Source organism: Streptomyces sp. NPDC052064 (genome assembly GCF_055585925.1).
In genome coordinates, this window is sequence record NZ_JBVJJE010000007.1 from 182,581 (window position 1) to 204,890 (window position 22,310).

The 22,310-nt window shown below is 72.3% G+C and carries 20 protein-coding genes, 5 tRNA genes and 1 pseudogene; 9 read left to right on the plus strand and 17 right to left on the minus strand.

What is annotated here, in order from left to right:
- Positions 1 to 148 precede the first annotated feature (148 nt).
- Together ACZ6TU_RS20490 and ACZ6TU_RS20495 are read left to right on the plus strand one after the other, a co-directional pair.
- Positions 149 to 562 (plus strand): SsgA family sporulation/cell division regulator, encoded by a 414-nt coding sequence (locus ACZ6TU_RS20490; RefSeq protein WP_004002642.1) that lies wholly within the window; start codon positions 149 to 151, stop codon positions 560 to 562.
- 332 nt (positions 563 to 894) lie between these two features.
- Positions 895 to 1,455, plus strand: a complete 561-nt coding sequence (locus ACZ6TU_RS20495) for a CGNR zinc finger domain-containing protein (RefSeq protein ID WP_467675460.1) — start codon at positions 895 to 897, stop codon at positions 1,453 to 1,455.
- An 83-nt stretch (positions 1,456 to 1,538) separates the two neighbouring features.
- On the opposite strand, the gene ACZ6TU_RS20500 is transcribed toward ACZ6TU_RS20495, so the two are convergent.
- On the minus strand, positions 1,539 to 1,715 hold the full coding sequence (locus tag ACZ6TU_RS20500) for a hypothetical protein (protein WP_202511221.1): 177 nt from the start codon (positions 1,713 to 1,715) through the stop codon (positions 1,539 to 1,541).
- A 152-nt stretch (positions 1,716 to 1,867) separates the two neighbouring features.
- Complete coding sequence (locus ACZ6TU_RS20505) at positions 1,868 to 2,323, minus strand: hypothetical protein (RefSeq protein WP_467675462.1); 456 nt, start codon at positions 2,321 to 2,323, stop codon at positions 1,868 to 1,870.
- 162 nt (positions 2,324 to 2,485) lie between these two features.
- Here ACZ6TU_RS20505 and ACZ6TU_RS20510 point away from each other — a divergent pair, with 162 nt between their 5' ends.
- Complete coding sequence (locus ACZ6TU_RS20510) at positions 2,486 to 3,022, plus strand: DsbA family protein (protein ID WP_467675464.1); 537 nt, start codon at positions 2,486 to 2,488, stop codon at positions 3,020 to 3,022.
- A 53-nt stretch (positions 3,023 to 3,075) separates the two neighbouring features.
- Here ACZ6TU_RS20510 and ACZ6TU_RS20515 read toward each other — a convergent pair whose 3' ends face one another.
- From ACZ6TU_RS20515 to ACZ6TU_RS20525, 3 genes are read right to left on the minus strand one after another with little or no spacing between them, the layout of a single operon-like run.
- Positions 3,076 to 3,900: a GNAT family N-acetyltransferase gene (locus ACZ6TU_RS20515; RefSeq protein WP_467675466.1), complete on the minus strand. Its 825-nt coding sequence runs from the start codon at positions 3,898 to 3,900 to the stop codon at positions 3,076 to 3,078.
- A 53-nt stretch (positions 3,901 to 3,953) separates the two neighbouring features.
- Positions 3,954 to 4,775 carry an aminotransferase class IV gene (locus ACZ6TU_RS20520; RefSeq protein ID WP_469550087.1) on the minus strand — a complete coding sequence of 274 codons (822 nt, stop codon included), beginning with the start codon at positions 4,773 to 4,775 and terminating at the stop codon, positions 3,954 to 3,956.
- Positions 4,772 to 5,815: a chorismate-binding protein gene (locus ACZ6TU_RS20525; RefSeq protein WP_467675470.1), complete on the minus strand. Its 1,044-nt coding sequence runs from the start codon at positions 5,813 to 5,815 to the stop codon at positions 4,772 to 4,774. The genes ACZ6TU_RS20520 and ACZ6TU_RS20525 overlap by 4 nt, the downstream gene beginning before the upstream one ends.
- A 178-nt stretch (positions 5,816 to 5,993) precedes the next feature.
- Here ACZ6TU_RS20525 and ACZ6TU_RS20530 point away from each other — a divergent pair.
- The 5 genes from ACZ6TU_RS20530 (at position 5,994) to ACZ6TU_RS20550 (ending at position 6,461) form a co-directional block, all read left to right on the plus strand.
- Positions 5,994 to 6,066 (plus strand) — tRNA-Gly (locus ACZ6TU_RS20530).
- A gap of 36 nt (positions 6,067 to 6,102) precedes the next feature.
- Positions 6,103 to 6,176, plus strand: a tRNA-Cys gene (locus ACZ6TU_RS20535).
- Position 6,177: 1 nt separating this feature from the next.
- Positions 6,178 to 6,249 (plus strand) — tRNA-Val (locus tag ACZ6TU_RS20540).
- Between the two features lie 25 nt (positions 6,250 to 6,274).
- Positions 6,275 to 6,346, plus strand: a tRNA-Val gene (locus ACZ6TU_RS20545).
- A 43-nt stretch (positions 6,347 to 6,389) separates the two neighbouring features.
- Positions 6,390 to 6,461, plus strand: a tRNA-Val gene (locus ACZ6TU_RS20550).
- A gap of 78 nt (positions 6,462 to 6,539) precedes the next feature.
- On the opposite strand, the gene ACZ6TU_RS20555 is transcribed toward ACZ6TU_RS20550, so the two are convergent.
- The 4 genes from ACZ6TU_RS20555 to ACZ6TU_RS20570 all read right to left on the minus strand — a co-directional run bounded on the left by ACZ6TU_RS20555 (position 6,540) and on the right by ACZ6TU_RS20570 (position 8,832).
- The gene (locus ACZ6TU_RS20555; protein WP_392043117.1) at positions 6,540 to 6,830 is read right to left on the minus strand and encodes a TFIIB-type zinc ribbon-containing protein; all 291 of its coding nucleotides are present in this window, start codon (positions 6,828 to 6,830) and stop codon (positions 6,540 to 6,542) included.
- Positions 6,831 to 6,909: 79 nt separating this feature from the next.
- Positions 6,910 to 7,848, minus strand: coding sequence for a phosphotransferase family protein (locus ACZ6TU_RS20560; protein WP_467675472.1), 939 nt, complete (start codon positions 7,846 to 7,848; stop codon positions 6,910 to 6,912).
- A gap of 303 nt (positions 7,849 to 8,151) precedes the next feature.
- Complete coding sequence (locus ACZ6TU_RS20565) at positions 8,152 to 8,358, minus strand: hypothetical protein (RefSeq protein ID WP_467675474.1); 207 nt, start codon at positions 8,356 to 8,358, stop codon at positions 8,152 to 8,154.
- Between the two features lie 234 nt (positions 8,359 to 8,592).
- Positions 8,593 to 8,832, minus strand: a complete 240-nt coding sequence (locus ACZ6TU_RS20570; RefSeq protein WP_114250981.1) for a hypothetical protein — start codon at positions 8,830 to 8,832, stop codon at positions 8,593 to 8,595.
- Between the two features lie 195 nt (positions 8,833 to 9,027).
- Here ACZ6TU_RS20570 and ACZ6TU_RS20575 point away from each other — a divergent pair, with 195 nt between their 5' ends.
- Positions 9,028 to 10,512 (plus strand): serine/threonine-protein kinase, encoded by a 1,485-nt coding sequence (locus ACZ6TU_RS20575; protein WP_469550094.1) that lies wholly within the window; start codon positions 9,028 to 9,030, stop codon positions 10,510 to 10,512.
- On the opposite strand, the pseudogene ACZ6TU_RS20580 reads toward ACZ6TU_RS20575, so the two are convergent.
- The 8 genes and pseudogenes from ACZ6TU_RS20580 to ACZ6TU_RS20615 all read right to left on the minus strand — a co-directional run.
- A pseudogene (locus tag ACZ6TU_RS20580) lies at positions 10,453 to 10,874 on the minus strand (transposase); the annotation flags it as partial. The gene ACZ6TU_RS20575 and the pseudogene ACZ6TU_RS20580 sit on opposite strands and share 60 nt — an antisense overlap.
- Before the next feature lie 12 nt (positions 10,875 to 10,886).
- Positions 10,887 to 12,254, minus strand: coding sequence for a cytochrome P450 (locus ACZ6TU_RS20585; RefSeq protein WP_467675478.1), 1,368 nt, complete (start codon positions 12,252 to 12,254; stop codon positions 10,887 to 10,889).
- 211 nt (positions 12,255 to 12,465) lie between these two features.
- Complete coding sequence (locus ACZ6TU_RS20590; RefSeq protein WP_469550097.1) at positions 12,466 to 13,284, minus strand: TrmH family RNA methyltransferase; 819 nt, start codon at positions 13,282 to 13,284, stop codon at positions 12,466 to 12,468.
- A gap of 63 nt (positions 13,285 to 13,347) precedes the next feature.
- Positions 13,348 to 14,589, minus strand: a complete 1,242-nt coding sequence (gene cobA / locus ACZ6TU_RS20595) for a uroporphyrinogen-III C-methyltransferase (RefSeq protein WP_467675482.1) — start codon at positions 14,587 to 14,589, stop codon at positions 13,348 to 13,350.
- 239 nt (positions 14,590 to 14,828) lie between these two features.
- Positions 14,829 to 18,944, minus strand: coding sequence for a nicotinate-nucleotide--dimethylbenzimidazole phosphoribosyltransferase (gene cobT / locus ACZ6TU_RS20600; RefSeq protein WP_469550100.1), 4,116 nt, complete (start codon positions 18,942 to 18,944; stop codon positions 14,829 to 14,831).
- 366 nt (positions 18,945 to 19,310) lie between these two features.
- Positions 19,311 to 20,531, minus strand: a complete 1,221-nt coding sequence (gene cbiE, locus ACZ6TU_RS20605) for a precorrin-6y C5,15-methyltransferase (decarboxylating) subunit CbiE (RefSeq protein WP_467675486.1) — start codon at positions 20,529 to 20,531, stop codon at positions 19,311 to 19,313.
- A 142-nt stretch (positions 20,532 to 20,673) separates the two neighbouring features.
- Positions 20,674 to 21,306 carry a GNAT family N-acetyltransferase gene (locus ACZ6TU_RS20610; protein ID WP_467675488.1) on the minus strand — a complete coding sequence of 211 codons (633 nt, stop codon included), beginning with the start codon at positions 21,304 to 21,306 and terminating at the stop codon, positions 20,674 to 20,676.
- Between the two features lie 141 nt (positions 21,307 to 21,447).
- Entirely contained in the window at positions 21,448 to 22,266 is an 819-nt protein-coding gene (locus tag ACZ6TU_RS20615; RefSeq protein WP_467675490.1) for a MetQ/NlpA family ABC transporter substrate-binding protein, read from the minus strand.
- Positions 22,267 to 22,310: the final 44 nt, after the last annotated feature.

Here is a 22,310-nt window from a genome sequence, read left to right on the forward strand (position 1 = left end):
GCACGGCGCGAACGATCTCTCCGCCGGAAGAGTTACGTAAAGGCACGCAAAACACTCAGAGGGGTTTACAACGGCACCGTAGGTGGCATGTCGATTTCGCCGACGTGCGAATCCCCGAGCGCACACTGAGCGAAAGGCCCTGGCGCTTATGAACACCACGGTCAGCTGCGAGCTGCACCTGCGCCTCGTTGTGTCGAGCGAGTCTTCCCTGCCTGTCCCCGCAGGCCTGCGGTACGACACGGCCGACCCCTACGCCGTGCACGCCACCTTCCACACCGGAGCCGAGGAGACCGTCGAGTGGGTGTTCGCCCGCGACCTCCTCGCCGAGGGACTTCACCGCCCTACGGGCACCGGCGACGTCCGCGTCTGGCCGTCGCGCAGTCACGGTCAGGGCGTCGTGTGCATCGCCCTGAGCTCACCGGAGGGCGAGGCCCTGCTCGAGGCCCCGGCACGGGCCCTGGAGTCCTTCCTGAAGCGGACCGACGCCGCCGTGCCGCCCGGCACGGAACACCGGCACTTCGACCTCGATCAGGAGCTCTCGCACATCCTGGCGGAAAGCTAGGGCGAGGCCCTCACAAGGCAGCCCGGCGCCGTCGACTCGGGGAGACGGCTCGGGCCTGGACAACCGCATACGGGATACACCGGCGTCGGCACCGCGGATCACGCGGGGCGGCGCCGGCTCGCGTGTGCCGCCGTTCGGCTCGCGTGTGCCGCCGGGCGGATGCCCGCAGCGGCGGGCCTTCCGCCCGGACGGCGGGCGGGAACCATGGTTTGCCCGGCGGCGTTGTATTCGAAGCCATGTGCGGGCATGAGGGCGGTCCGGCGGGGGTGGAGCCGTTACCATCGGCCAGCATCCGCGGGCGCCTGCCCGACCCCCAGTCCAGGGAGCGAATCGTGCTGATCACCCACGACACCCGGTGCGCCCTCGACACCGTGGTCGATCTGGTGAACACCGCACCGGAGGACGACACGGCAGCGGACGGGCTGCCGGACGTGGCGACACTCGCGGACTTCGTACGAAACCACGAGATCAGCGATGTCGGGGTGCTCTCGGAGTTCGACCTCTCCGCGGTGCGGAAGATCCGGGGGCGGTTCGCCGCCGTCTTCGCCGCCTCGGACGCCCGGGCCGCCGCCGGCCTGATCAACGAGCTGGTCGCGGCCGCCGGCACCACACCCCGGCTCACGGACCACGACGGCTACGACTGGCATGTGCACTACTTCGCGCCCGGTGCCTCCGTCGCCGACCACCTGGCCGCCGACTGCGGCATGGCACTGGCCTTCTTCGTGGTCGCCGGGGAGCAGGAGCGGCTGCGGCGATGCGAGGCGCCCGACTGCCGGAGAGCCTTCGTCGATCTGTCCCGTAACCGCTCTCGGCGGTACTGCGACAGCCGCACCTGCGGAAACCGCCTGCATGTGGCCGCGTACCGGGCGCGTCGCAAGGAAGCGGCGGGCTGACCGTCACCGCCGGGGCGAGTGGCGGGCGGATCGTCGATGCCGACGCGGTCCCGGCGGGTGGCGCCGGGTACCGCGGGTACGGCTCACAGCAACAGCAGATCGTGCAACGAGGCCATGAGCAGCAGACTCCCGATCACCGCCAGGAAGATCATCAGCGGTGGCTGGGAAAGGGCGAAGAGGCAACCACGTGGCTCGTCCTGCCGAGGACGTGGCTCGTCCTGCGGCGGCGCGGGGTCGCTCTGTCTCGTCGTGTCCAGCATCTCGCGGCGATGATGACGCAGTCGCCCGGCCGGACGCGATCAGCCGCCTCGTTCCGTACGGGAGTGCGCCGATTCCGCGAGGTCCGGTTCAGGTTGTGATCGCTTCCGCGCACCCTCGGACCCACTGTGACGATTCGGCCAGCGAGCGGCCGTCATATGCCGTGCTTCTTGAGGATGGCCTCGATGTCGCTGAAGTCGTCCTCGCCCCGCGGCGCCGTCGTGGGCCGGGGCGCCGTCGCGGACCGGGTGGTCGGGCGGGACCCTTGAGCCAGGGAGGGCGCCGAGGCCGCCGGAGCCACCGCCTCCGGCTGGGCCGCCGCGCGGGCCGCCCTGCGTTCCTTGCGGGTGCCGCCGCGGCGGCGCTCCACGACACGGGTGGTCGTGAACAGCACCCACGCGATTCCGAGCGCCCCGAAGCCCGCCCAGGCCATCGGGCTGAACGCGGTGTCGGCGAGCCACTCGACGACGCCCGTCATCACCAGGCCGATCGGCACGAGTGAGTACGCAGCGATACGGGTCGCCGCGAGGAAGCGCTTGCGGTACGCCGTGATGACCGCAATCCCCAGGCCTGCCGCGGACACAGCGGAACAGACGGTCTCGGCAATCATCCGGTCCTCCAGGCGTGGCGCGGTCGAGCAGGGCACTTCCTCCCTTCCATCCTGCACCCGCCGCGCCCGGGGGAGCCATGCCCCGGCCCGACATCAGGGACATCTCCGGGTCGCCTCCTCCGCAGGTGCCGGTGCGGGTGCACGGCCTGGAAGACTGTCGGTATGAGCGACTCCTCCTCTGCCCCTGCAGCCGCCCCCGTCCTCGAGGTCTGGTGCGACCTCCAGTGCCCGGACTGCCGCACCGCGCTGGACGACCTCCGTGCCCTGCGCGCCCGCTACGGCCACCGTCTGGAGCTGCGGCTGCGGCACTTCCCCCTCGAGAAGAACAAGCACGCCTTCGCCGCCGCGCAGGCCGCGGAGGAGGCGTGGGAGCAGGGCCGGGGCTGGGAGTACGCCGAGGCGCTCCTGGGGCGGGTCGAGGAGCTGGGCCGAAAGGGAGAACCCTTCCTGGTCGAGCTGGCCCACGAACTGGACCTGGACGCCGAGGAGTTCGATACCGCCCTGATCGACGGCCGGCACATCCTGATCGTGGACGCCGACCAGGCCGAAGGCAAGGCGGTCGGCGTGACCGGCACCCCGACGTACGTCATCGGCGGCGAGCGGCTCGACGGAGGCAAGAGCCAGGAGGGGCTGCGCGAGCGGATCGAGCAGATCGCGGACCGGCTGCTGGCCGGGCAGGAGAAGGGGCGGCAGGGCTGACCCGAAGGCCCCGCCCTGCCCCGCCCCCTGGCCCCGGTCCCACCGGGCGGCCGCTACAACAGCGGCTTGTACATCGCGTACAGCTTCGTCTCGTAGCCGAGAGACGCGTAGAGCCGTTCGGCCGGGGTGTTGCCGGCGAAGACGTTGAGGCCGATGGCGCGCCTGCCCTCGACGATCGTCTGGGCCTCGGCCAGCAGCATGAGGGTGCGGCCGTGTCCCTTGCCTCGGTGGGCGGCGTGGGTCTCGACGTCGAAGACGAACGCGTTGTTCTCGCGCACCGCGAGCCACAGCACGCCCACCGCTGTCCCCTCGTGTTCCACGACGCTGATCAGCATGCCGGGGGTGGCGAGGCCGTCGGACAGCAGGGTGGCGTTGTCCCGCTCCGACTTGGCGCGGGCCTCGGGCTCCGGAACGCCCCGCTCGATCCAGCTCTGCGCGTAGTCCTCCTTGCTCTTCTCCAGCCAGGGGCCGAACTCCGCCTCCGTCATGGGCCGGGCACGGCTGCCCTCCGGCAGCTCCGGCGGGGTGTCGCCGAGCGGCTTCTCCATGCCGCGGTTGCGCACGACGTATCCGAGCGCGGTGGCGAGCCGGAACGCCGCGGCGGCCTCGGCGGGCACGGTCACCTCGATACGGCGGCACCCCCAGCCGCGCGCCACCTCCTCGGCGGCGAGCGCGGCCACCGTGCCCCGGCCGCGTCCGCGGTCCGGTTCCTCGATGCGCAGCTTCATGATCCGGGCCACGGCGTCGCCGAACACGGGATGCGTGCCGAGGTGTATCGCCCCTACGGGACGGCTGTTCACGCACACCTGGTAGCGGCGTGAGCGCGTCCCGTCGGCGTTCTGCTGAAGCGGCTCGGTCGGCCGCAGGGTCGTGGTCATCAGGGGTGTTCTACCCGCAACCACGCTCCTGGGCAGCCGATTATGCGGGGCTGTCAGGGGTCGAGGTCGTCCCCGGCCCGCTCCTCGAAGATCCGCATGGCCTTGGCGGTCACCGGGCCGGGCGCGCCGGCCAGCTCACGGTCGTCGACCCGGTGCACGGCCTGGACGTCCCGCAGCGTGGACGTCAGGAAGACTTCGTCGGCCCGCTCCAGGACGTCCAGCGGCAGGTCGGTCTCCTCGGCGCCGGTCCATTCGATCGCCAGCGCGCGCGTGATGCCCGCGAGGCAGCCCGAGGCGAGCGGCGGCGTGTGGATCTCGCCGTCGAGGACGACGAAGACGTTGGACCCGGTGCCCTCGCACAGCTGTCCCACCGTGTTGGCGAACAGGGCCTCGGAGGCGCCCTGTTCGCGGGCGCGGGCGAGGGCCACGACGTTCTCGGCGTACGAGGTGGTCTTCAGGCCGCTGAGCGCGCCGCGCTCGTTGCGGGTCCAGGGAACCGTGATCACGGCGGTGGAGTCGGGGCGGCGGGTGGTCTCGCCGAGGGCGACGACGAGGGTCGGGCCGTGCTCGCCGCGGTCGGAGCCGAGCGGGCCGTGGCCGCCGGTGTAGGTGATGCGGAGGCGGCCGAGCGGCATGGGGTCGGCCTCGAGGACGGCGGTACAGGCGCGGCGTACCTCGTCGTGGTCCGGGTCGGGCAGGCCGAGGCCGCGCGCCGACCGGGTCAGCCGGTCGAGGTGCCGGGTGAGCGCGAACGGCCGGCCGTTCGCGGCCTTCACCGTCTCGAAGATGCCGTCGCCCACGGTCAGCCCGTGGTCGAAGACGGAGACGCGGGCGGACTCGCTGTCCTGCAAGCCGCCGTCGAGCCAGATCTTCACGTCAGGTCCTCTCCACTCACCTCATACGCTCCCGACGCTATCGCGAGCAGCCGGGCCGCCTTCAGCTCGGTCTCCCGCCACTCCCCCTCGGGATCGGAGCCCCAGGTGATGCCGGCGCCGGTGCCGAAGCGCAGCACACCATCGGCCCGGTCGATCCAGAAGGTACGGATGCCTACGGCCAGCTCGCCGGTCCGCCGGTCGGCGTCGACCCAGCCGATCCCCCCGCAGTACGGCCCCCGGGGCGCCGTCTCCAGCGCGTCGATGATCCGCAGGGCGCTCGACTTGGGTGCGCCGGTGACCGAGCCGGGCGGGAAGGCGGCGGCGAGCAGCTCGGCCCAGCCGGCCCCCTCCCCCAGCTCACCCCGGACCGTCGACACGAGATGGACCAGCCCCGGATGCTTCTCGACGGCACACAGGTCGGGCACCGTCACACTGCCGGTGGCGCAGACCCGCCCGATGTCGTTGCGGACCAGATCCACGATCATCACGTTCTCGGCGTAGTCCTTCGCCTGCAGGTCCGCCTCGGTACGGCCGGTGCCCTTGATCGGCCCGGACACGACGACGCGTCCGTCGCGCCGCAGGAACAGCTCGGGAGAGGCGGTGGCGATCTCCACGCCGTGACCGGGCAGGCGGATCGTTCCTGCATACGGTGCCGGGTTGCCGCGGGCCAGCAGCGCGGTGAGGGCGTCCACGTCGGCGCCGGGCGCGACGGGCGCGGACAGCACCCGGCACAGGTTCGCCTGGTAGACCTCGCCGGCCGCGATGTGCTCGCGGATCCGCCGCACCGCTCCCGTGTACGCCGCGCGGTCGAGCGACGACGTCCAGTCACCATCCGCCGGTCCCCGCCACGCACCGGGCACAGGGGCGGGCACGGCCGCCTTCCGCACGTCCCGGAAGCGTGCGCAGGTCAGACGGCCCTCGAAGTCGGCGCAGACCGCCCAGAAACCGCTGGACTCCAGGGCTTCGGGGTCGTCGGTGACGTCGAGGAGCCCGGTGGCGACACGGTCGCCGAAGCGGGCGAGGGGAGGGAGGTCGAGCACGCTGTCGAGTCTATGGCGGGTGCCCCGCGGGTGACCGCGGGATGCCCCTTCGTGAGGCCCTGCGACCGCCCTGAGCAGGGGAAGCGCAGCACGCTGCACAAACGCGTTTTTGTGCTGGCCCCGGAATCCGCTAGAGTTCAACTCGTCGCCGGGCCGCGAGAGCGGACCGAAACGACAAGCGGACGTAGCTCAGTTGGTAGAGCGCAACCTTGCCAAGGTTGAGGTCGCGAGTTCGAGCCTCGTCGTCCGCTCGAAGGAACAGGGGGCTCCCGGCCCCCTACGCTCCTGGTGGAGTGGCCGAGAGGCGAGGCAACGGCCTGCAAAGCCGTCTACACGGGTTCAAATCCCGTCTCCACCTCCAAGGACGATTAGCTCAGCGGGAGAGCGCTTCCCTGACACGGAAGAGGTCACTGGTTCAATCCCAGTATCGTCCACTGGATCTGCTCGAAGATCCGACCCGCGCGATTAGCTCAGCGGGAGAGCGCTTCCCTGACACGGAAGAGGTCACTGGTTCAATCCCAGTATCGCGCACGCAGTGCCCATGATCCGCTGCATCGAGTGGTCATGGTCCCGAGGACGATTAGCTCAGCGGGAGAGCGCTTCCCTGACACGGAAGAGGTCACTGGTTCAATCCCAGTATCGTCCACACCACACCGGAGCCCCCGGCCGTACACATCGGCCGGGGGCTTCGTCGTCTCGCGATCATCGTGCCGCAGTCCTCGTGTCAGGACGAGAACAGCATGCGCCCGAAGCCCTTCTGCCGGTGGTGACCGTGGTGGCCATGATGTCCGTGGCCACCGTGCGGGGCTCCCCAGGCGGGGGCCGGAGGGGCAGGATAGGCCTGCGGGGCGGGCGGAGGCGGCGGGGCGGACTGGGACCACTGGGCCTCCAGGCGGGTCAGCGACTCCAGCTCGCCGTAGTCGAGAAAGATCCCGCGGCAGCCGCTGCACTGCTCGATCTGGACACCGTTGCGGTTGTACGTGTGCATCGGCGCACGGCACTTCGGACACTGCATGGTGGTTCAACTCCTCGCCGGTCGGTCCTGCTTCGTGTGTCGCCAGGACAGACTCTGTCCGGCTGTGGTCGGTTGCACCCTACTTCGTGTGCTCCTGCGCCAACTGCGCCGGGACGGTAGCCATTCGGTCACAAGCGTCCACCACCGACTGCTCCACGTCGTCCAGGGGGCGACCGGCCTCGACCGCCTTGGCGACGGCCCGGGCCGCCGTCTGCACCGTGAGGGCGCGGGCGGGGACGTCCAGGGCGGGCCAGGGATCGCCGTCGGCCGGGACGGCCGGGCCGCCCTCGGCGCGGTAGGCGGCGAGGAACCGGGCCCATTCGTCGGGCGGGAGCAGTCCGCAGGCGTACCAGGCGGCGGGGCGGGCCAGGTCCCAGGCCGGGACGCCGAGGCCGAGGTCGTCCACGTCGATCAGCAGCCAGGGGCCTTCGGGGGCGGGGTGGCGTACGAGCTGGCCGAGATGGAGGTCGCCGTGGCACAAGGTGCCGGTGTACGGCATCGGTGCCTCGGCCCGGGCCCAGGCGGGGAGGGTGTCCCAGGCGCGCAGGACGGGGGTTGCGGCGGGGTGCGGGTCGGCATCCCCGAGCCGGGCGATGGCGCGGGCCGCCTTGGCGGGGCCTCGCATGGTGGGCGGGTCGGGCGGGGGCGGGGTTCGATGCAGTCGGGCGAGGAGGGTGGCGGCGGCTTCCCAGGGGGCGGCGTCGGGGGTGTCCGGGTCCACGGGGGTGCCGTACGGCCAGAACGTCACGAGGCGGCCGTGCAGGGCGACTGGCGTCGGACTGAGTGGGGGAAGCAGTACGTCCGGGATTGCGGCGGCCACGGTGAGGCGGGGGGCCAGATCGGCCCTGGTCATGTCCGGGGCGTGGGCCTTGGCGACGGTGTCGGCGTGCCGGACGACTGTGGCGTCGGGGCGGTCGGCGAGTGTGGTGGTGATGCCGCAGGGGCAGGCCGAGGTGCGTACGTGCGCCGCGGCTCTGACCTGGGCGGTCAGCTCGGGGAGGAGAGGGGGTGCGGGCACGGGGCTCCCTGGGATGCGGGGGATGTTGGTGAGAGTACGCGGAGCTCGGCGTTCGCAGCACACCCGGCGTTGGTGCTGGACGCGGGGGCCCATAAACCCGCATGAACCGCAACCAATAATTGAGGAGCCCCCACAGACAGCAACCACATCCGCGGGAGCGGCGCCGGTCCAGGCGCAAAACAATGCCGGCGCAGCTCCCCAGCTGCGCCGGCATTTGTGCCGTCCGCCGCACCCCCGTCCCCACGGGGTTTCATGGGTGGGATGTCCCCGCCCGGACCGCTCTTCCGGGCCTGGGGTCGCCGCTCAGCGCCCCAGCATCTCTCCCACGGACGACGCCTGTGTGGCCACTGTCTCCCACCCGTCGAAGACGAGGAGGAGCAGGACCGCCAGAGGGAGGGCCATCAGCGTCGCCACCATGGGGTGGCGACGGTCCCGGCGAGGGCGGAACGCGGCGGCGTACACCTTGCGTCCCTCCTCACGGATCAGCGTCCGCGGTGCCGTGTGGGCCATGGCCCCTCTCCTGACCGTTCTCAGTTGTCGTGGACAGCGGCGGGTGTTTGACCTCGGGGGACGAGTGCTGCACCCGCCGCTTGACCTCAAATCTAGGTTCCCGGCCCTCCCCGGGCGTCATGCCCTCGTACCGATTGCCGGGCCTCCCCGAGGATGAGCCGTCACCTGCGATGTACTCCCCAGGTTGGAGACGAGGACCTAGGTCTCAGGGTCTTCCCCGAAGGGACGCCCGACTCACCCCGCTTTGTCCGAGCTTTCTTCCCGCGGAACCGGCTGTTCCACCAGGGCCAGCACCCGGTTCGCCATGAAGCGGGCCGTACGCACGACTGTTCCGCTCCGGGTGACTTCGCTCACTTCCACGACACCTCGGCGCACCGCGGTCTCCACCCTGCGGCCCGCCCTGCTCGCCACCACCTCATACGTGCGCGTCGTGTCACCGGCATCCACGACTATCTCCACGCGATCGCCCTTCACGGGTCCAATCCCCCTTCTGTGGCAGGTGGTTGGGATCACTCCCCGCGTGAACACGGCCTGTCCGCGCGCCCCCTGATCACTCTTCAAGTCTCCCACCCACCACTGACAATCCGTCGCCCCGAGAGGGCGCGGCCTCTGCGCGCGGGCGGCTGTGGAAACGTAAGCTGTGGCTCGTCACAGGACCGGGCAGCGGGGATGAACATGGCGATGATGCGCCTGAGGCGCGAGGACCCGCGCGTCGTCGGCTCGTTCAGGCTTCACAGACGGCTCGGCGCGGGCGGGATGGGCGTGGTCTACCTGGGCTCCGACAAGAAGGGGCAGCGGGTCGCGCTCAAGGTCATCCGGCCTGACCTGGCGGAAGATCAGGAGTTCCGCTCGCGGTTCGCCCGTGAGGTCTCGGCGGCACGACGGATCCGCGGCGGCTGCACGGCACGGCTCGTGGCCGCCGACCTCGACGCGGACCGGCCCTGGTTCGCCACGCAGTACGTACCCGGCCCCTCCCTGCACGACAAGGTCGCCGCCGAGGGGCCGCTCGGCGCGGCCGATGTCGCGGCCGTCGGTGCCGCCCTGTCGGAGGGCCTGGTCGCCGTGCACGAGGCGGGGGTCGTGCACCGGGACCTGAAGCCCTCCAACATCCTGTTGTCCCCGAAGGGGCCGCGGATCATCGACTTCGGCATCGCCTGGGCCACCGGCGCCTCGACGCTCACCCACGTCGGTACGGCGGTCGGCTCGCCGGGCTTCCTCGCACCCGAGCAGGTGCGCGGGGCCGCCGTCACGCCGGCCACGGACGTGTTCTCGCTCGGTGCCACGCTCGCGTACGCCTCGATGGGCGACTCGCCCTTCGGGCACGGCAGTTCCGAGGTGATGCTGTACCGCGTCGTGCACGAGGAGGCGCAGCTGCACGGCGTACCCGACGCGTTGGCTCCGCTCGTGCGGGCGTGCCTGGCGAAGGACCCCGAGGAGCGGCCCAGCACGCTCCAACTGTCCATGCGGCTCAAGGAGATCGCGGCCCGGGAGGCGCAGGACCTCGCCGGCGTACGGGCGCCCGCGCCGCGCGGTGCCGAGACGGACCGGCCCGCCGACACCCACTCCGAGCGCGGCCGGCGTCCGCAGGGACAGCAGGGTGCGGGGGCTTCCGGGGCGCAGCGGGGCCGGGGGACTCCCCCGCCGCGGCGCTCCTCCGGGCCCGGGGACGGCGGCCCGTCGGCGGACGGTCCGGCTTCCCAGGGTGGTGCCGACGCGCGCGGCGGATCCCGGGCGACGGGCGGCGCAAACCGGTCGACGGGCGGCGGGAACCGGTCGACGGGCGGCGGGAACCGTGGCAGGTCGCCGGTGCGCGGCTCCGGCGCCTCGCGCGGCGGCGCCCCGTCGCGGTCCGGAGCACGGCCGACGCCCACCGGACGCAACGGGACGCGGTCGGGCAGCGGCAGCCGGCCCGCCCCGCACAGTGGTACCGGGCGGCCGACGTCCAGGAACACGGGGACCGGGCTGCGGCCCGCCAATCCCCGGTTGCTGCGGCAGCGGCTGTTCGTGTTCGTCGTGGTCACGCTGCTGGTGGCGGTCGGCATCGCCCTGGTTCAGGGCTGCCAGGGCTCGGCGCGGGGACTCGGCGGCGACGGGGGCGGTGTCCGGCAGGAGCACGTCCAGCAGGACGGCGCCCCGCGGGACTTCAAGCCGTAGCGGCGGTTGGGCAACGACGGCCGTCTCGAAGGCGGGTGCATTACTTGCCTGGCCTGCGGTGATGGTGAAGGCGCGAGGCTGTGCGTGTCCGTCTGCGGCCAGGTGGACCTTGGTGCTCAACCCGGCAGCCCCCCCTTTCGAGTACTCCGGCAGCGTGCTGGTGGGCCCGCACGACCGTGGAGTCCACCGAAACCGTCCGATCCGAGGTCGTCATCGGCGTCCGCCGGCGCCAGGACCGCGGCGGGGATCATCTCCCAGGTGCCGTCGGCAGCCCATTTGATCAGCCGCTTGTGAGCGGTCTGGAATGAGCCGAGCTCGTCGGGACGGTCCCGCCAGGGCGAGTTGGTGCGGTACTTCCACGCGGGAGACACGCGCTAGAGGCCGACCCCGGCTCGGGGACGGTTCCGGGGGCGGACGGTCATCCGCAGGCTGCGCGGCCGTACGGTGAGCCGGGCGACCTGGCGGATGACCTGCCCCTCGGCGAGTTCCAGCCGTACCGAACGCAGCATCGTCGCGAGCGCCGTGACCATCTCGGTGAGGGCGAGACGGTCCCCCATGCACTTGTGCTTGCCGTCCCCGAAGGGCAGGAACGCGCCCGGCGGAGGCTCCTGCGCGGGGTCGGTCCACCGGTCCGGGTCGAAGGCGAGCGGGTCGGGGAAGCGCTCGGGGTCGCGGTGCAGGGCGTGCTGGCAGTAGGCCAGCTCGGTGCCGGCGGGCAGCGTCCACTCGCCGAGCCGGGTCTCCTGGGTGGTGCGGCGGGTGACCAGCCAGCCGGGGTGGTGCAGCCGTAGGGTCTCGGTGATCACCCGGTTCAGGTACGGCAGCCGGGTCACGTGGTCGAAGGTGACCGGCCGTTCGCCGAGGACTTCGTCCAGCTCGGCCAGGACCCGGGCCTCGATGCCGGGGTGGCGGGCGAGTTCGTACAGCGCCCAGGACATGACCGACGCGGTGGTCTCGGTGCCCGCCACGGCCAGGGTGAGGATCTCGGAGCAGATCTGGTGCCCGGTCAGCGGCTCGCCGGTCTCCTCGTCGACGGCGCGCAACAGCATGGAGAGCATGTCCCCGGTGTCGTGCCCGGAGGCCTGCAGTTCTTCGACGGCGGCGTTGACGGTGGCGCGTACTCCGGCCTGGGCCCGGTCGAAGCGGCGGTTGAAGGGCAGCGGCAGGCGCTCGGCCCAGTCGGGCAGCATGATGCGCACACCGACGTCGTTCAGCACCACCGACAGGTCGCTGCGCAGCCGGCGGAAGACGGCGTCGTCGAGGCTGCCGGCGAACACAGTCTTGGCCAGCATGTCGAGGCTGAGCCCGACCATCGCCTCGCGTACGTCGAGGGTCCGCCCGGGCTCCCAGCCGGCGACCGTGGCCGTCACCTCGGCGCGCATGATGTCGACGTACCGGCTGATCTCGGTGTGGGCGAACGCCGGTTGCAGCTGGCGGCGTTTGCGTACGTGGTTCCGGCCGATGGCGGTGACGACACTGTCGCCCAGCAGCTGGCCCAGCTTGTCGTAGAGCCGGCCCTTGTCGAGGGTGGGCCCCAAGGCCTTGAGCATCTGGTGGATCAGGGCCGGGTCCTGGACCACGATGGTGCGCGTCCCGGGTTGCAGGACGATCTCGACGAGTGGTTCCCGTGTCTCGCGCAGCGAGTCGATGAAGCCGAGGTTGTCGCGCATTTTCAGAGCGTGGCCGATGAACGGAAACGATCCTGCGGCTCGGGGTATCGGGGGAGGCGCAGTGGACGTCACGGGTCATCCCTTCACGGCAATCATGGGCGCCCCTATGACTTCCCTGACCTTTCCCCAGCGCAATCCTGTCAATGAACGTGTCCTGCGCCACGTGGGACGAGCTGGTTGGGAGGGGAGGAGGGAGCCCGCAGGGTGCGGTGGAAGCGTTCGACCTTGCCACCTCGCCGACGGCATCCTCATCTGGGCCCGACGCCGACCGAGGAGACAGGCCCTAGCCCTGGGGCCGGCCGGTGGCCACGGCGTAGAAGGCCACGGCCGCCGCCGCGCCCACGTTGAGGGAGTCGACACCGTGGGACATGGGGATGCGGACCCACTCGTCGGCGGCGACCAGGGCCTGGGTGGACAGGCCGTCTCCCTCGGCGCCGAGCATGAGGGCCACACGGTCCATGGTGTGCGGGGCGGCCTCGTCGAGGGGCCGGGCCTTCTCGTCGGGCGTGAGGGCGAGGAGGGTGAAACCCGCCTCGCGGACCGACTCCAGGCCCTTGGGCCAGGTGTCCAGGCGGGCGTACGGGACGGAGAAGACCGCGCCCATGGAGACCTTCACGCTGCGGCGGTAGAGGGGGTCCGCGCAGTCCGGCGAGAGCAGGACCGCGTCCATGCCGAGGGCGGCGGCCGAGCGGAAGATCGCGCCGATATTGGTGTGGTCGTTCACCGATTCCATGATCACGACGCGGCGGGCGGTCTGGAGGAGGTCGGCCGCCGTGGGCAGGGGTTTGCGCTGCATGGAGGCGAGCGCGCCGCGGTGCACGTGGTAGCCGGTGACCTGCTCGGCGAGCTCCGGGCTGACGGCGTAGACCGGGGCGGGGAGTTCGTCGATGACGTCGCGCATGACGTCGACCCACTTGGCCGAGAGCAGCATGGACCGCATCTCGTAGCCCGCTTCCTTGGCCCTTCTGATGACCTTCTCGCCCTCGGCGATGAAGAGGCCCTCGGCGGGTTCGCGCTTGCGGCGCAGATCCACGTCGGTCAGGCCGGTGTAGTCGTGCAGGCGCGGGTCGTCGGGATCCTCGACGGTGATGAGATCGGCCACAGGGTGATACTGCCTTGTCCTGGGTGCGGTGCCAACGGCTTGGGACAGTTGTGTTACCCGGGGTTACTGGCGGGGTGCGGTGGCCGTGGGGCCGACCCTCACGACCTCGCCGACGACGATGACCGCCGGGGGCTTCACGTCCTCGGTCCGTACGGTCTCCCCGACCGTCGCCAGGGTCGCGTCGACGCGGCGCTGGCCGGCCGTCGTGCCTTCCTGGATCAGGGCGACGGGCGTGTCCGGGGTCTTGCCGTGGGCGATGAGCGTCTCGGCGATCTTCCCGATCTTGTCGACGCCCATGAGGATCACGAGCGTGCCGGTCAGCTTGGCGAGCGACGGCCAGTCGACCAGGGAGCGCTCGTCGTCGGGGGCCACGTGCCCGCTGACCACGGTGAACTCGTGGGCGACCCCGCGGTGGGTGACCGGGATACCGGCCGCGCCCGGCACCGAGATGGAGCTGGAGATGCCGGGGACGACCGTGCAGGGGATGCCCGCCTCGGCGAGTGCCTGGAGCTCCTCCATGCCGCGGCCGAAGACGTACGGGTCGCCGCCCTTCAGCCGTACGACCGACTTGCCCTGCTTGGCGTGCTCGATGAGCGCGCTGTTGATGGCCTCCTGGGCCATGAAGCGGCCGTAGGGGATCTTCGCCGCGTCGATCACCTCGACGTGCGGCGGGAGTTCGGCGAGCAGGTCGCGCGGGCCGAGGCGGTCCGCGATGACCACGTCGGCCTCGGCGAGCAGACGGCGGCCGCGCACGGTGATCAGGTCCGGGTCGCCGGGGCCGCCGCCGACCAGGGCGACTCCTGGCGTACGGGTGCGGTGGTGCGGGGCGACGAGCGTGCCGTCGCGCAGGCCCTCGACGACGGCGTCGCGGATGGCGGCGGTGTGGCGGGGGTCGCGGCCGCGGGCGTCCGTGGTCAGCACGGCGACCGTGACGCCCTCGCTGTGGCCGGTGGCCGGGGTCCAGGCCGTCGCCTCGTCGGCGTCGTCGGAGCGGACGCACCAGACGCGGTGGCGTTCTGCCTCGGCGGAGGCCCTTGTGTTCGCTTCCGTGTCGCCGGTGGCGATGAGGGCGTACCAGGCGTCGGCGAGGTCGCCTTCCTCGTAGGGGCGCCGGTGCCAGGTGATCTCGCCGGCGTCCGCCATGGCCTGTACGGAGGGAGTGACCTCGGGGGACACGAGGAGGATGTCCGCGCCTGCCGCGATGAGGGCCGGGAGGCGGCGCTGGGCGACCTGGCCGCCGCCGAGGACGACCACGCGGCGGCCGGTGAGGCGGAGGCCTACGGGGTAGGCGGGGTGTTCGGCCATGAGGGTGCGGCTCCTGTTGCGGCGGTGGTTCGGTAGCCCTGACGTGCGGATTTTACGGCGCGGGGGTCTGGGACGGCACGGGTGTCCGGTGGCTGGGCGTCGTCGCCGGGTGCGGGTACGTGGGTCCGTGCCCACCCGTTCCGCCGTGCGGAACGACTGCCCACGGACCACGACGCCTGCGAGTCACCGGCTCATGGGCGGGAGTTCGGGGATGCAGTCCCCTGGGCCCCGCCCTTGCACTACTTCTCAGTCACCCCAGCCGAATCGAACGTCGCCACCTCGTGCATCGCTCTGGCCGTGCTCTGGACCAGAGGGAGGGCCAGGAGGGCGCCCGTACCCTCGCCCAGGCGGAGGTCGAGGTCGACCAGGGGGCGCAGGCCGAGCTTGTTCAGGGCGGCCACGTGGCCGGGCTCGGCGCTGCGGTGGCCGGCGATGCAGGCCGCCAGGACCTCCGGGGCGATCGCGCGGGCCACCAGGGCGGCGGCGCCGGCGCTGACGCCGTCCAGAATGACCGGCGTGCGCAGGGACGCGCCGCCGAGGAGGAGGCCGACGATGGCGGCATGTTCGAAGCCGCCGATCGCGGCGAGGGCGCCGACCGGGTCGGCCGGGTCCGGCTGGTGGAGTTCGAGGGCGCGGCGGACGACCTCGGTTTTGCGGGCGAGGGTCTCGTCGTTGATGCCGGTGCCCCGGCCCGTGACCTCGGCCGGGTCCGCACCCGTGAAGACGGAGATGAGGGCGGCGGACGCGGTCGTGTTCGCGATGCCCATCTCGCCGGTGAGGAGTGCCTTGTTGCCGGCGGCGACCAGGTCGCGGGCGGTCTCGATGCCGACCTCGATGGCCTGCTTGGCCTCCTCGCGGGTCATGGCGGGGCCGGTGGTCATGTCGGACGTACCGGCCCGGACCTTGCGCGGCAGCAGACCCGGAGTGGCCGGGAGATCGGCGGCGACGCCCACGTCCACGATGCACACCTCGGCGCCCACCTGGGTGGCGAAGGCGTTGCAGACGGCGCCGCCGCCGAGGAAATTGGCCACCATCTGGGCCGTGACCTCCTGAGGCCACGGGGTGACGCCCTGCGCGTGCACGCCGTGGTCGCCGGCGAAGATGGCGACGGCCGCGGGCTCCGGGATGGGCGGCGGGCACTGGCGGGAAAGACCGGACAGCTGCGCGGAGATGATCTCCAGCATGCCCAGCGCACCGGCCGGCTTGGTCATACGCTTCTGGCGCTCCCACGCCTCGCCGAGCGCCTTGGCGTCGAGCGGGCGGATCTGCGCGACGGTCTCGGCAAGCAGGTCGTGCGGTTCCTCTCCGGGCAGGGCGCGGCGGCCGTACGTCTCCTCGTGCACGACCCAGGACAGCGGGCGGCGCTTGGACCAGCCCGCCTGCAGAAGTTCGGGCTCGTCCGGGAATTCGTCGACGTAACCGACGCACAGGTAGGCGATGACCTCTAGGTGCTCGGGCAGGCCGAGGGCGCGGACCATCTCGCGCTCGTCGAAGAAGCTGACCCAGCCGACGCCGAGGCCTTCGGCGCGGGCGGCGAGCCAGAGGTTCTCCACGGCCAGGGCGGCCGAGTACGGGGCCATCTGGGGCTGGGTGTGACGGCCGAGGGTGTGGCGGCCGCCGCGGGTCGGGTCGGCGGTGACGACGATGTTCACCGGGGTGTCGAGGATGGCCTCGATCTTCAGTTCCTTGAACTGTTTGGCCCGGCCCTTGGGGAGGGATTTCGCGTAGGCGTCGCGCTGGCGCATGGCCAGTTCGTGCATCGCGCGCCGGGTGTCGGCGGAGCGGATGACGACGAAGTCCCAGGGCTGCGAGTGGCCGACGGAGGGCGCGTGGTGGGCGGCCTCCAGGACGCGGAGCAGCACCTCGTGCGGGATGGGGTCGCTGCGGAAACCGTTGCGGATGTCACGGCGTTCGCGCATGACCTTCAGTACGGCCTCGCGCTCGGCGGGGTCGTAGCCGGGGGCGGCGGGGCCGGTGGACTGTCGTGCTTCTGCCACTGCGGCCGCGCTCCCTGCTTCGTGGCGTTCCTGGTCCGCCGGGTCTTCCTGTTCGGCGCCCCGGGTGTCCAGGTCGTCGGCGTTCTGTGTGAGTTCGGCTTCGCCTTCGCGGGGTGCGGGGACGATGACCACGGGTTCCGCCTCGGGCTGTGCCGGCTGGGGGACGGCGGCCTGGGACTGCTGCGGGCCCTGGACATGCTGTCCGGGCTGCTCGTCCGGGGCCGGGCCGGGGAGTACGACGGTGACGTCCTCGGCGGATGCCGGGCTGCTCTCCGGGGGCTGCGGGGCCTCGGAGACCTGGGGGGCTTCCGGTGCCGCGGGGGTGGGGGTGGCCTCAGCCGTCTCGGGCGTGGCGGCCACCGGCTCGGGTGCGGGCGCCGCTGCCTCGGCTGTGGGGTCGGGCGCCGCTGCCTCGGAGGCCTGGGCCGGTACCGCTGCCTCGGAGGCCTGGGCCGGTACCGCTGCCGCCGGTACCGCTGCCTCGGCGGTCGTGCCGGGGGCCGCCGCCTGGGCAGGTGCGGGGACCTCGGCTCCGGAGTCGGGTGTGGCCGTCTCGGTTGGCTGAGGAGGCGCCGTTGCGGCAGGGGGCTGGGGCGGTGCGGTCGTCTCCGGTGCGTCGGCGGGCGCCACGGGGGCGGGCGCGTCGACGGGGGCGGGCGCCTCGGCGGACGGAGCGTCGGTTTCCGGGGCGGCCGTGTCGGTGGCCGGGGCGGGCGTGACGGGGGCAGGCTCTTCGGGGGCGGCAGTGGCGGTCTGCGGTGCCGTCATCTCGGGTTCCTGGGCGGCTGTCTCGGCGTCGGTTGCCTCGGGAGCCTGTGCGATCGGCTCAGCGGCTTGCGCTTGCGCGGCGGCCTCGTCGCTACTGGTCTCCGGCTCCTGCGCGACGGACTCGGTCGCGGGCGCGTCCTGTGCGGCAGCCTCGGGGACAACCTCCGCTGTCGGCGCCTGTGCGGCAGCGTCGGGGCCCACCGCGTCCGGCGCTTGGGCGGCGACGGTCTCCACTGCGTCCGTCTCGGGCGGAGCTACGACAGCCTGCTCGGGCGCGGCGGCGGCCTCCGGGAACGGGACCGCCTCGGGCGCCGGTGCGGCCTCCGGGACAGGAGCGGACGCCACGTCCTGCTCCGCGGCAACCGCCGGGGCCTGCTCACCACCATCGGCGGATGGGCCTGCGGCACCCGGCCCGGGCGCCTCGGGAGAACCATCGGCAAGCGCCGGCTCACCGTCCTGACCCGAACCGTCCACGACCGGCCCCGGGGTCTCCCCCGGAACCGGTCCCGAAGCGGACACGGCCGCGGCCTCGGCGGGAGTCACCTGGCCGGCGTCCGGATCGACGGCCACGCCGGCGGGGTCACTCCCCACGCCCGGGTCCTGCACGGAAGCGCCCTGCTCCGGCTCGGCGGCGGACACATGGTCAGCGGCGGGGCCGGTGCCCACGGCAGCCGGGTCGCCCTCAACTGCCGCGCCCTGCGCGGGCTCGGCTGCGGCCACCTGCTCACCATCCGGGCCCACGCCCACATCAGCCGGCTCACCCGCGACCCCCACGCTCTCGCTCTGCGCGGGCACGGCCTGCTCCGGCTCACCGGTAGCCACCTGGTCGCCGACGGGCTCGCCCGCCGCCACCGCACTCTGCGCGGGCTGCTCCGCATACACCCCCTGCGCGGACCCGCCCTGCGCCGCCGTGCTCTGCGCGGGCTGCTCGGCGTAGGCGACCTGCTCGGAACCGGCGGGGGCCGCCGTCGCTGCCGGGGCCGGCTCCGGGGCGACGTGGGTTGCGACGGCCTGGGCCGTGCCCGTCGGCTCTGTTGGCGGAACAACCGTTTCCGCAGGCGCCGCCCCGGCGCTCACCTGGGCCTGGGGCGGAACCTGCGCGCCCCAGGGCGCGGCCGCCGGCGCGGGCGCCTCCTGGGCGCGCGGGACGTCGAGGTACTCGGGGCCCGGCACCGGCGCTGCCGGCTGCCGTGCCGGCGCTTCCGCGGGGCCGCGGTCGGCGAGTGAGCGGACCGGGCTGGCGGAGCTGTCGGGGAGGGGCGGGCCGAGGTGCAGCGGCCGGCGCGGGGTGATGGGCGGGATCGGCGGAGGGTCGGGCAGGCGGACGCCGCCGAGGTCGACCGAGCCGCTGTCACGGCCGGAGAGCTCGTGCGGGCCCGGCTGGTGCACGGCCTCGACGACCGGCTCCGGCGCGGGCGGGGCGACCTCGTTGCCCCAGGCCCCATGGGAGCCCGGCAACAGCAGGTCTTCGTCCTCGGCGGTGTTCTCGGAGAGGTAGGCGTACGCACCGTGCGCGGGGGCGCCCGGCTGTTCCACCATGCCTGCGCTCTCCGGCAGTCCCTCGCCCGGGACCTGGCCGGTGTCGGTCATGCGTACCCCTCGCCCATCGGTTAGTGCTCCTACGACCAGCTCACCCGGAACGGCGCACCGACCGCCCCACAGTGAAGAACGAGCGTGCGTCCCCAGCGGCACGAACGGCCCGCCCGGAAAAGGCGACAAAGCCACTCACTGGCATTGTTGCGGCCGAACCACCGTCACGGCACGTTGATCCGCGACGGTTCCGCTGTGGACTGCGCCACGTTGCGCGTCCTCCGGTTCTGCCGTACCACACTCACCCCAAAACGGGCGGGCTTTCCGGACATTGACCGACGATCTGCCGGACGTCCGCGTGCGGTGCAGCGATCGGCCAGCCTACCGCGCGCAGTACGACAACCCGATCTCGGGGACGCGGCGGGATCAGGCGCTGCGCCGGGGCTGCACCCCGCTGAGCAGGAACGCGACGCTCCGTTCCTTCTCCGTCCAGGCCCGGGTGTCGAGTTCGACGGACTGGAGCAGGGCGCACTCGACGCCGTATCCGTGCTCCGTCAGGTCCCGGCCGATGAGTTCGGCGGCGTCCCGGGTGGCGGCGTGCGCGACGATGCGCTGCGGGCGGCGGTCGGCGACGGCCGAGACGACGGCCGCTCCCCCGCCGCCGACGCGGACGACATCGGGTTCGGGGAGGTCCTCCAGGACGTGCGGGGCGGCGCCGTGCACGACCTGGAGCTGGACGCCGAGGCGGCGGGCGGCCGCGTCGAGGCGGGCGCAGGCCGCCCGGTCGCTGTCGACGGCGATGACGGCGGCGCCGGCGCGCGCGGCCTCGATGGCGAAGGCGCCGCTGCCGCAGCCGATGTCCCACACGAGGTCGCCGATACGCGGTCCGAGACGGGCGAGTTGGGAGGCGCGCAGCAGCTGGGTCTCGCCTTCACCGAGGTAACCGCCGTACGCCTCGGCGGGCAGGGCCCAGCCGCGCGGCCCGGCGGACGGGTCGCGGCCGGCGATCCAGCCGCCGGTCTCCCCCGCGGTGCCGGGTCCGGCCGGGCCACCGAGGACGATGACGACGTTGGGGTCGCGCCAGGTGTGGTCGGCGGCCTTGTCGGAGGTGACGACGCTGACCCGCTCGTGTGCGGTGCCGAGTTCCTCGCAGATGACGAAGGAGCGGTGGACTCCTTCGAGGAGCAGGCCGAGTTCGGCGGGGCCGGCGCCAGGTGAGGTGAGGACTGCCACCTTGGTGTGGGCGCGGCATACGTTCACCGCGCGGCGCAGGGTGCGGCGGTGTGCCACGACCACCTGTGCGTCGTCCCAGGGCATGCCGGCGCGGGCGAAGGCGGCCGCGACCGAGGAGACCGCGGGGACGACCTCTACTTCGAGGCCGAACTCGGGGGCGCGCAGGGTACGTACGACGCCGAAGAAACCGGGGTCGCCGTCGGCGAGCACGACGGCCGTGCCGCGGTGGCCGGCGATGCGGCGGGCGGCGAGGGCGACGCTGCCGAGGCGGATGCGCTCGGCGCCGGCGGGTACCTCGGGGAGCGCCAGGTGGTGGGCTGCACCCGCCACGAGCGTGGCGGCACCCAGGGCGGCGCGTGCCGCGGCGGTCAGCGGCGAACCGTCCCAGCCGATCACCGTGACCCGGTCGGCCATCGTCGTCAGTCTCCAGGGGTTTTCGCAGGTCGTCTGTGTGTCGTGTGATGAGCGGCCCGCAGGCGGGCTCCGTGAGAGTACCCGGTGCAGCCGGCGGAGGGGGCGGCGACGTCGCGCGCGGTGTCCGTTCCGGTCGCCGCAGTCAGTTCCAGTCGCCGAAGGACGTGAAGCCGCCGGGCAGCTGGTCGCCCACGCCTTCGAGGTCCTCGGGGAGCAGGCTCCAGACGATCAGGTCGGTGCGTACCTCGGTCCACTCGCCGTCGTCCGTCCGTGCCCGGGCTATCCAGGCGCCGCGCAGCACTCCCTCGCTGATGCAGCCGATCTTCTGGGCCACCTGCTGGGAGGCGGTGTTGTCGGCCGGGGTGCGCAGTTCGAGGCGCTCGAACTTCTGGTCGTTGAAGAGCCACTGCGCGGTGATGAGCGCCGCCTCGGAGGCGTAGCCCTCGCCACGGGCCCAGGGGGCGATGACGTAGGAGATCTCGCTGGAGCGGATCCGCCAGTCGGTGTTGCGGAGGTGGACGATGCCGACGAGGCGCTGGGTGAGGAACTCGGTGACGGCGAAGACGATGCCGCGTCCCTCGGCCCGTTCGGCGGGGGCCTGTTCGGTGATCCAGGAGCGGGCGTGGGCCTCGGTGTAGGGCTGCGGGACGGTGGTCCAGGCGGTGACGAGCTCGTCGTTCATCATGTCGGCGAACGACTGGATGTCCGGCTCCTCGAGGGGGCGCAGGACCAACCGCTCCGTGCTGATGGAGACGTTGGGAAAGGTGCTCGTCATGCGCCGCTCCGTTACCTTCGGTGAACCTTCAGGGCCTGCTGAACTGCCCAGCATGCAGCATGAAAGCACTGATCCGCACCACGGGGCCCTCCCCACCGGGTGAGGGGGGGACCCCGTGCGTGAGGGGTGCCGGGCGTGGGCTCAGAAGGAGGCGAGCACGGAGCCGGCGTACTTGTCCTGGATGAACTTCTTCACCTCGGGCGAGGTGAGGAGCTTCGCGAGCTTCTTCACGCGCGGGTCGTTCTCCTCACCCTTCTTCACGGCAAGGAAGTTGCCGTACGGGTTGTTCTTCGGGGACTCCAGGACGAGGGCGTCCTTCGACGGCTTGAGGTCGGACTCGATGGCGTAGTTGCCGTTGACGACGGCGGCGTCCACGTCGTCGAGGGAGCGCGGCGTCTGGGCCGCCTCCAGCTCCTTGAACTTGAGGTTCTTTGGGTTCTTGGCGATGTCGGCGGGGGTCGCCTCGTTGCCGACGCCCGCCTTGAGGGTGATGAGCCCGTCGGCGGCGAGGAGCTTGAGGGCGCGGGCCTCGTTGACCGTGTCGTTGGGGATGGCGACGGTCGCACCGCTCTTCAGGTCGTCGGCCTTCTTGACCTTGTGGGAGTAGAGGCCGAGCGGCTCCAGGTGGACCGTGACGACGGGCACGATGTCGGTGCCGTTCTTCTTGTTGAAGTCGTCGAGGTACGGCTTGTTCTGGAAGTAGTTGGCGCCCACGGAGCCGTCCTGCGTCGCCGTGTTCGGCGTGACGTAGTCGGTGAACTCCTTGACCTGGAGGTCGAGGCCCTCCTTCTTCGCCAGGTTGTCCTTGACGTAGTTGAGGATCTCGGCGTGCGGGACGGGGCTCGCGGCGACGATCAGGGGTCCGTCGGAGCCGGAGCCGCCCGCCCCGCAGGCGCTGAGCCCGAGGGTGAGGGCTCCGGCGGCGAGAACGGCGGTGGTGGTCTTGGCGGTGTTACGCACGAAAAGTGCCTTTCCTTATGGCCTTGCGAGTGGTGCGACCCCGT

What these genes read in the sequence shown, in the direction of transcription:
- cobT (WP_469550100.1), bottom strand. Translation starts at nt 18,944, where the DNA reads ATGACCGACACCGGCCAGGTCCCGGGCGAGGGACTGCCGGAGAGCGCA.
- ACZ6TU_RS20565 (WP_467675474.1), bottom strand. Translation starts at nt 8,358, where the DNA reads ATGGCCCACACGGCACCGCGGACGCTGATCCGTGAGGAGGGACGCAAG.
- ACZ6TU_RS20555 (WP_392043117.1), bottom strand. Translation starts at nt 6,830, where the DNA reads ATGCAGTGTCCGAAGTGCCGTGCGCCGATGCACACGTACAACCGCAAC.
- ACZ6TU_RS20490 (WP_004002642.1), top strand. Translation starts at nt 149, where the DNA reads ATGAACACCACGGTCAGCTGCGAGCTGCACCTGCGCCTCGTTGTGTCG.
- ACZ6TU_RS20575 (WP_469550094.1), top strand. Translation starts at nt 9,028, where the DNA reads ATGAACATGGCGATGATGCGCCTGAGGCGCGAGGACCCGCGCGTCGTC.
- ACZ6TU_RS20515 (WP_467675466.1), bottom strand. Translation starts at nt 3,900, where the DNA reads ATGACCACGACCCTGCGGCCGACCGAGCCGCTTCAGCAGAACGCCGAC.
- ACZ6TU_RS20510 (WP_467675464.1), top strand. Translation starts at nt 2,486, where the DNA reads ATGAGCGACTCCTCCTCTGCCCCTGCAGCCGCCCCCGTCCTCGAGGTC.
- cbiE (WP_467675486.1), bottom strand. Translation starts at nt 20,531, where the DNA reads ATGGCCGACCGGGTCACGGTGATCGGCTGGGACGGTTCGCCGCTGACC.
- ACZ6TU_RS20500 (WP_202511221.1), bottom strand. Translation starts at nt 1,715, where the DNA reads ATGCTGGACACGACGAGACAGAGCGACCCCGCGCCGCCGCAGGACGAG.
- cobA (WP_467675482.1), bottom strand. Translation starts at nt 14,589, where the DNA reads ATGGCCGAACACCCCGCCTACCCCGTAGGCCTCCGCCTCACCGGCCGC.
- ACZ6TU_RS20610 (WP_467675488.1), bottom strand. Translation starts at nt 21,306, where the DNA reads ATGACGAGCACCTTTCCCAACGTCTCCATCAGCACGGAGCGGTTGGTC.
- ACZ6TU_RS20505 (WP_467675462.1), bottom strand. Translation starts at nt 2,323, where the DNA reads ATGATTGCCGAGACCGTCTGTTCCGCTGTGTCCGCGGCAGGCCTGGGG.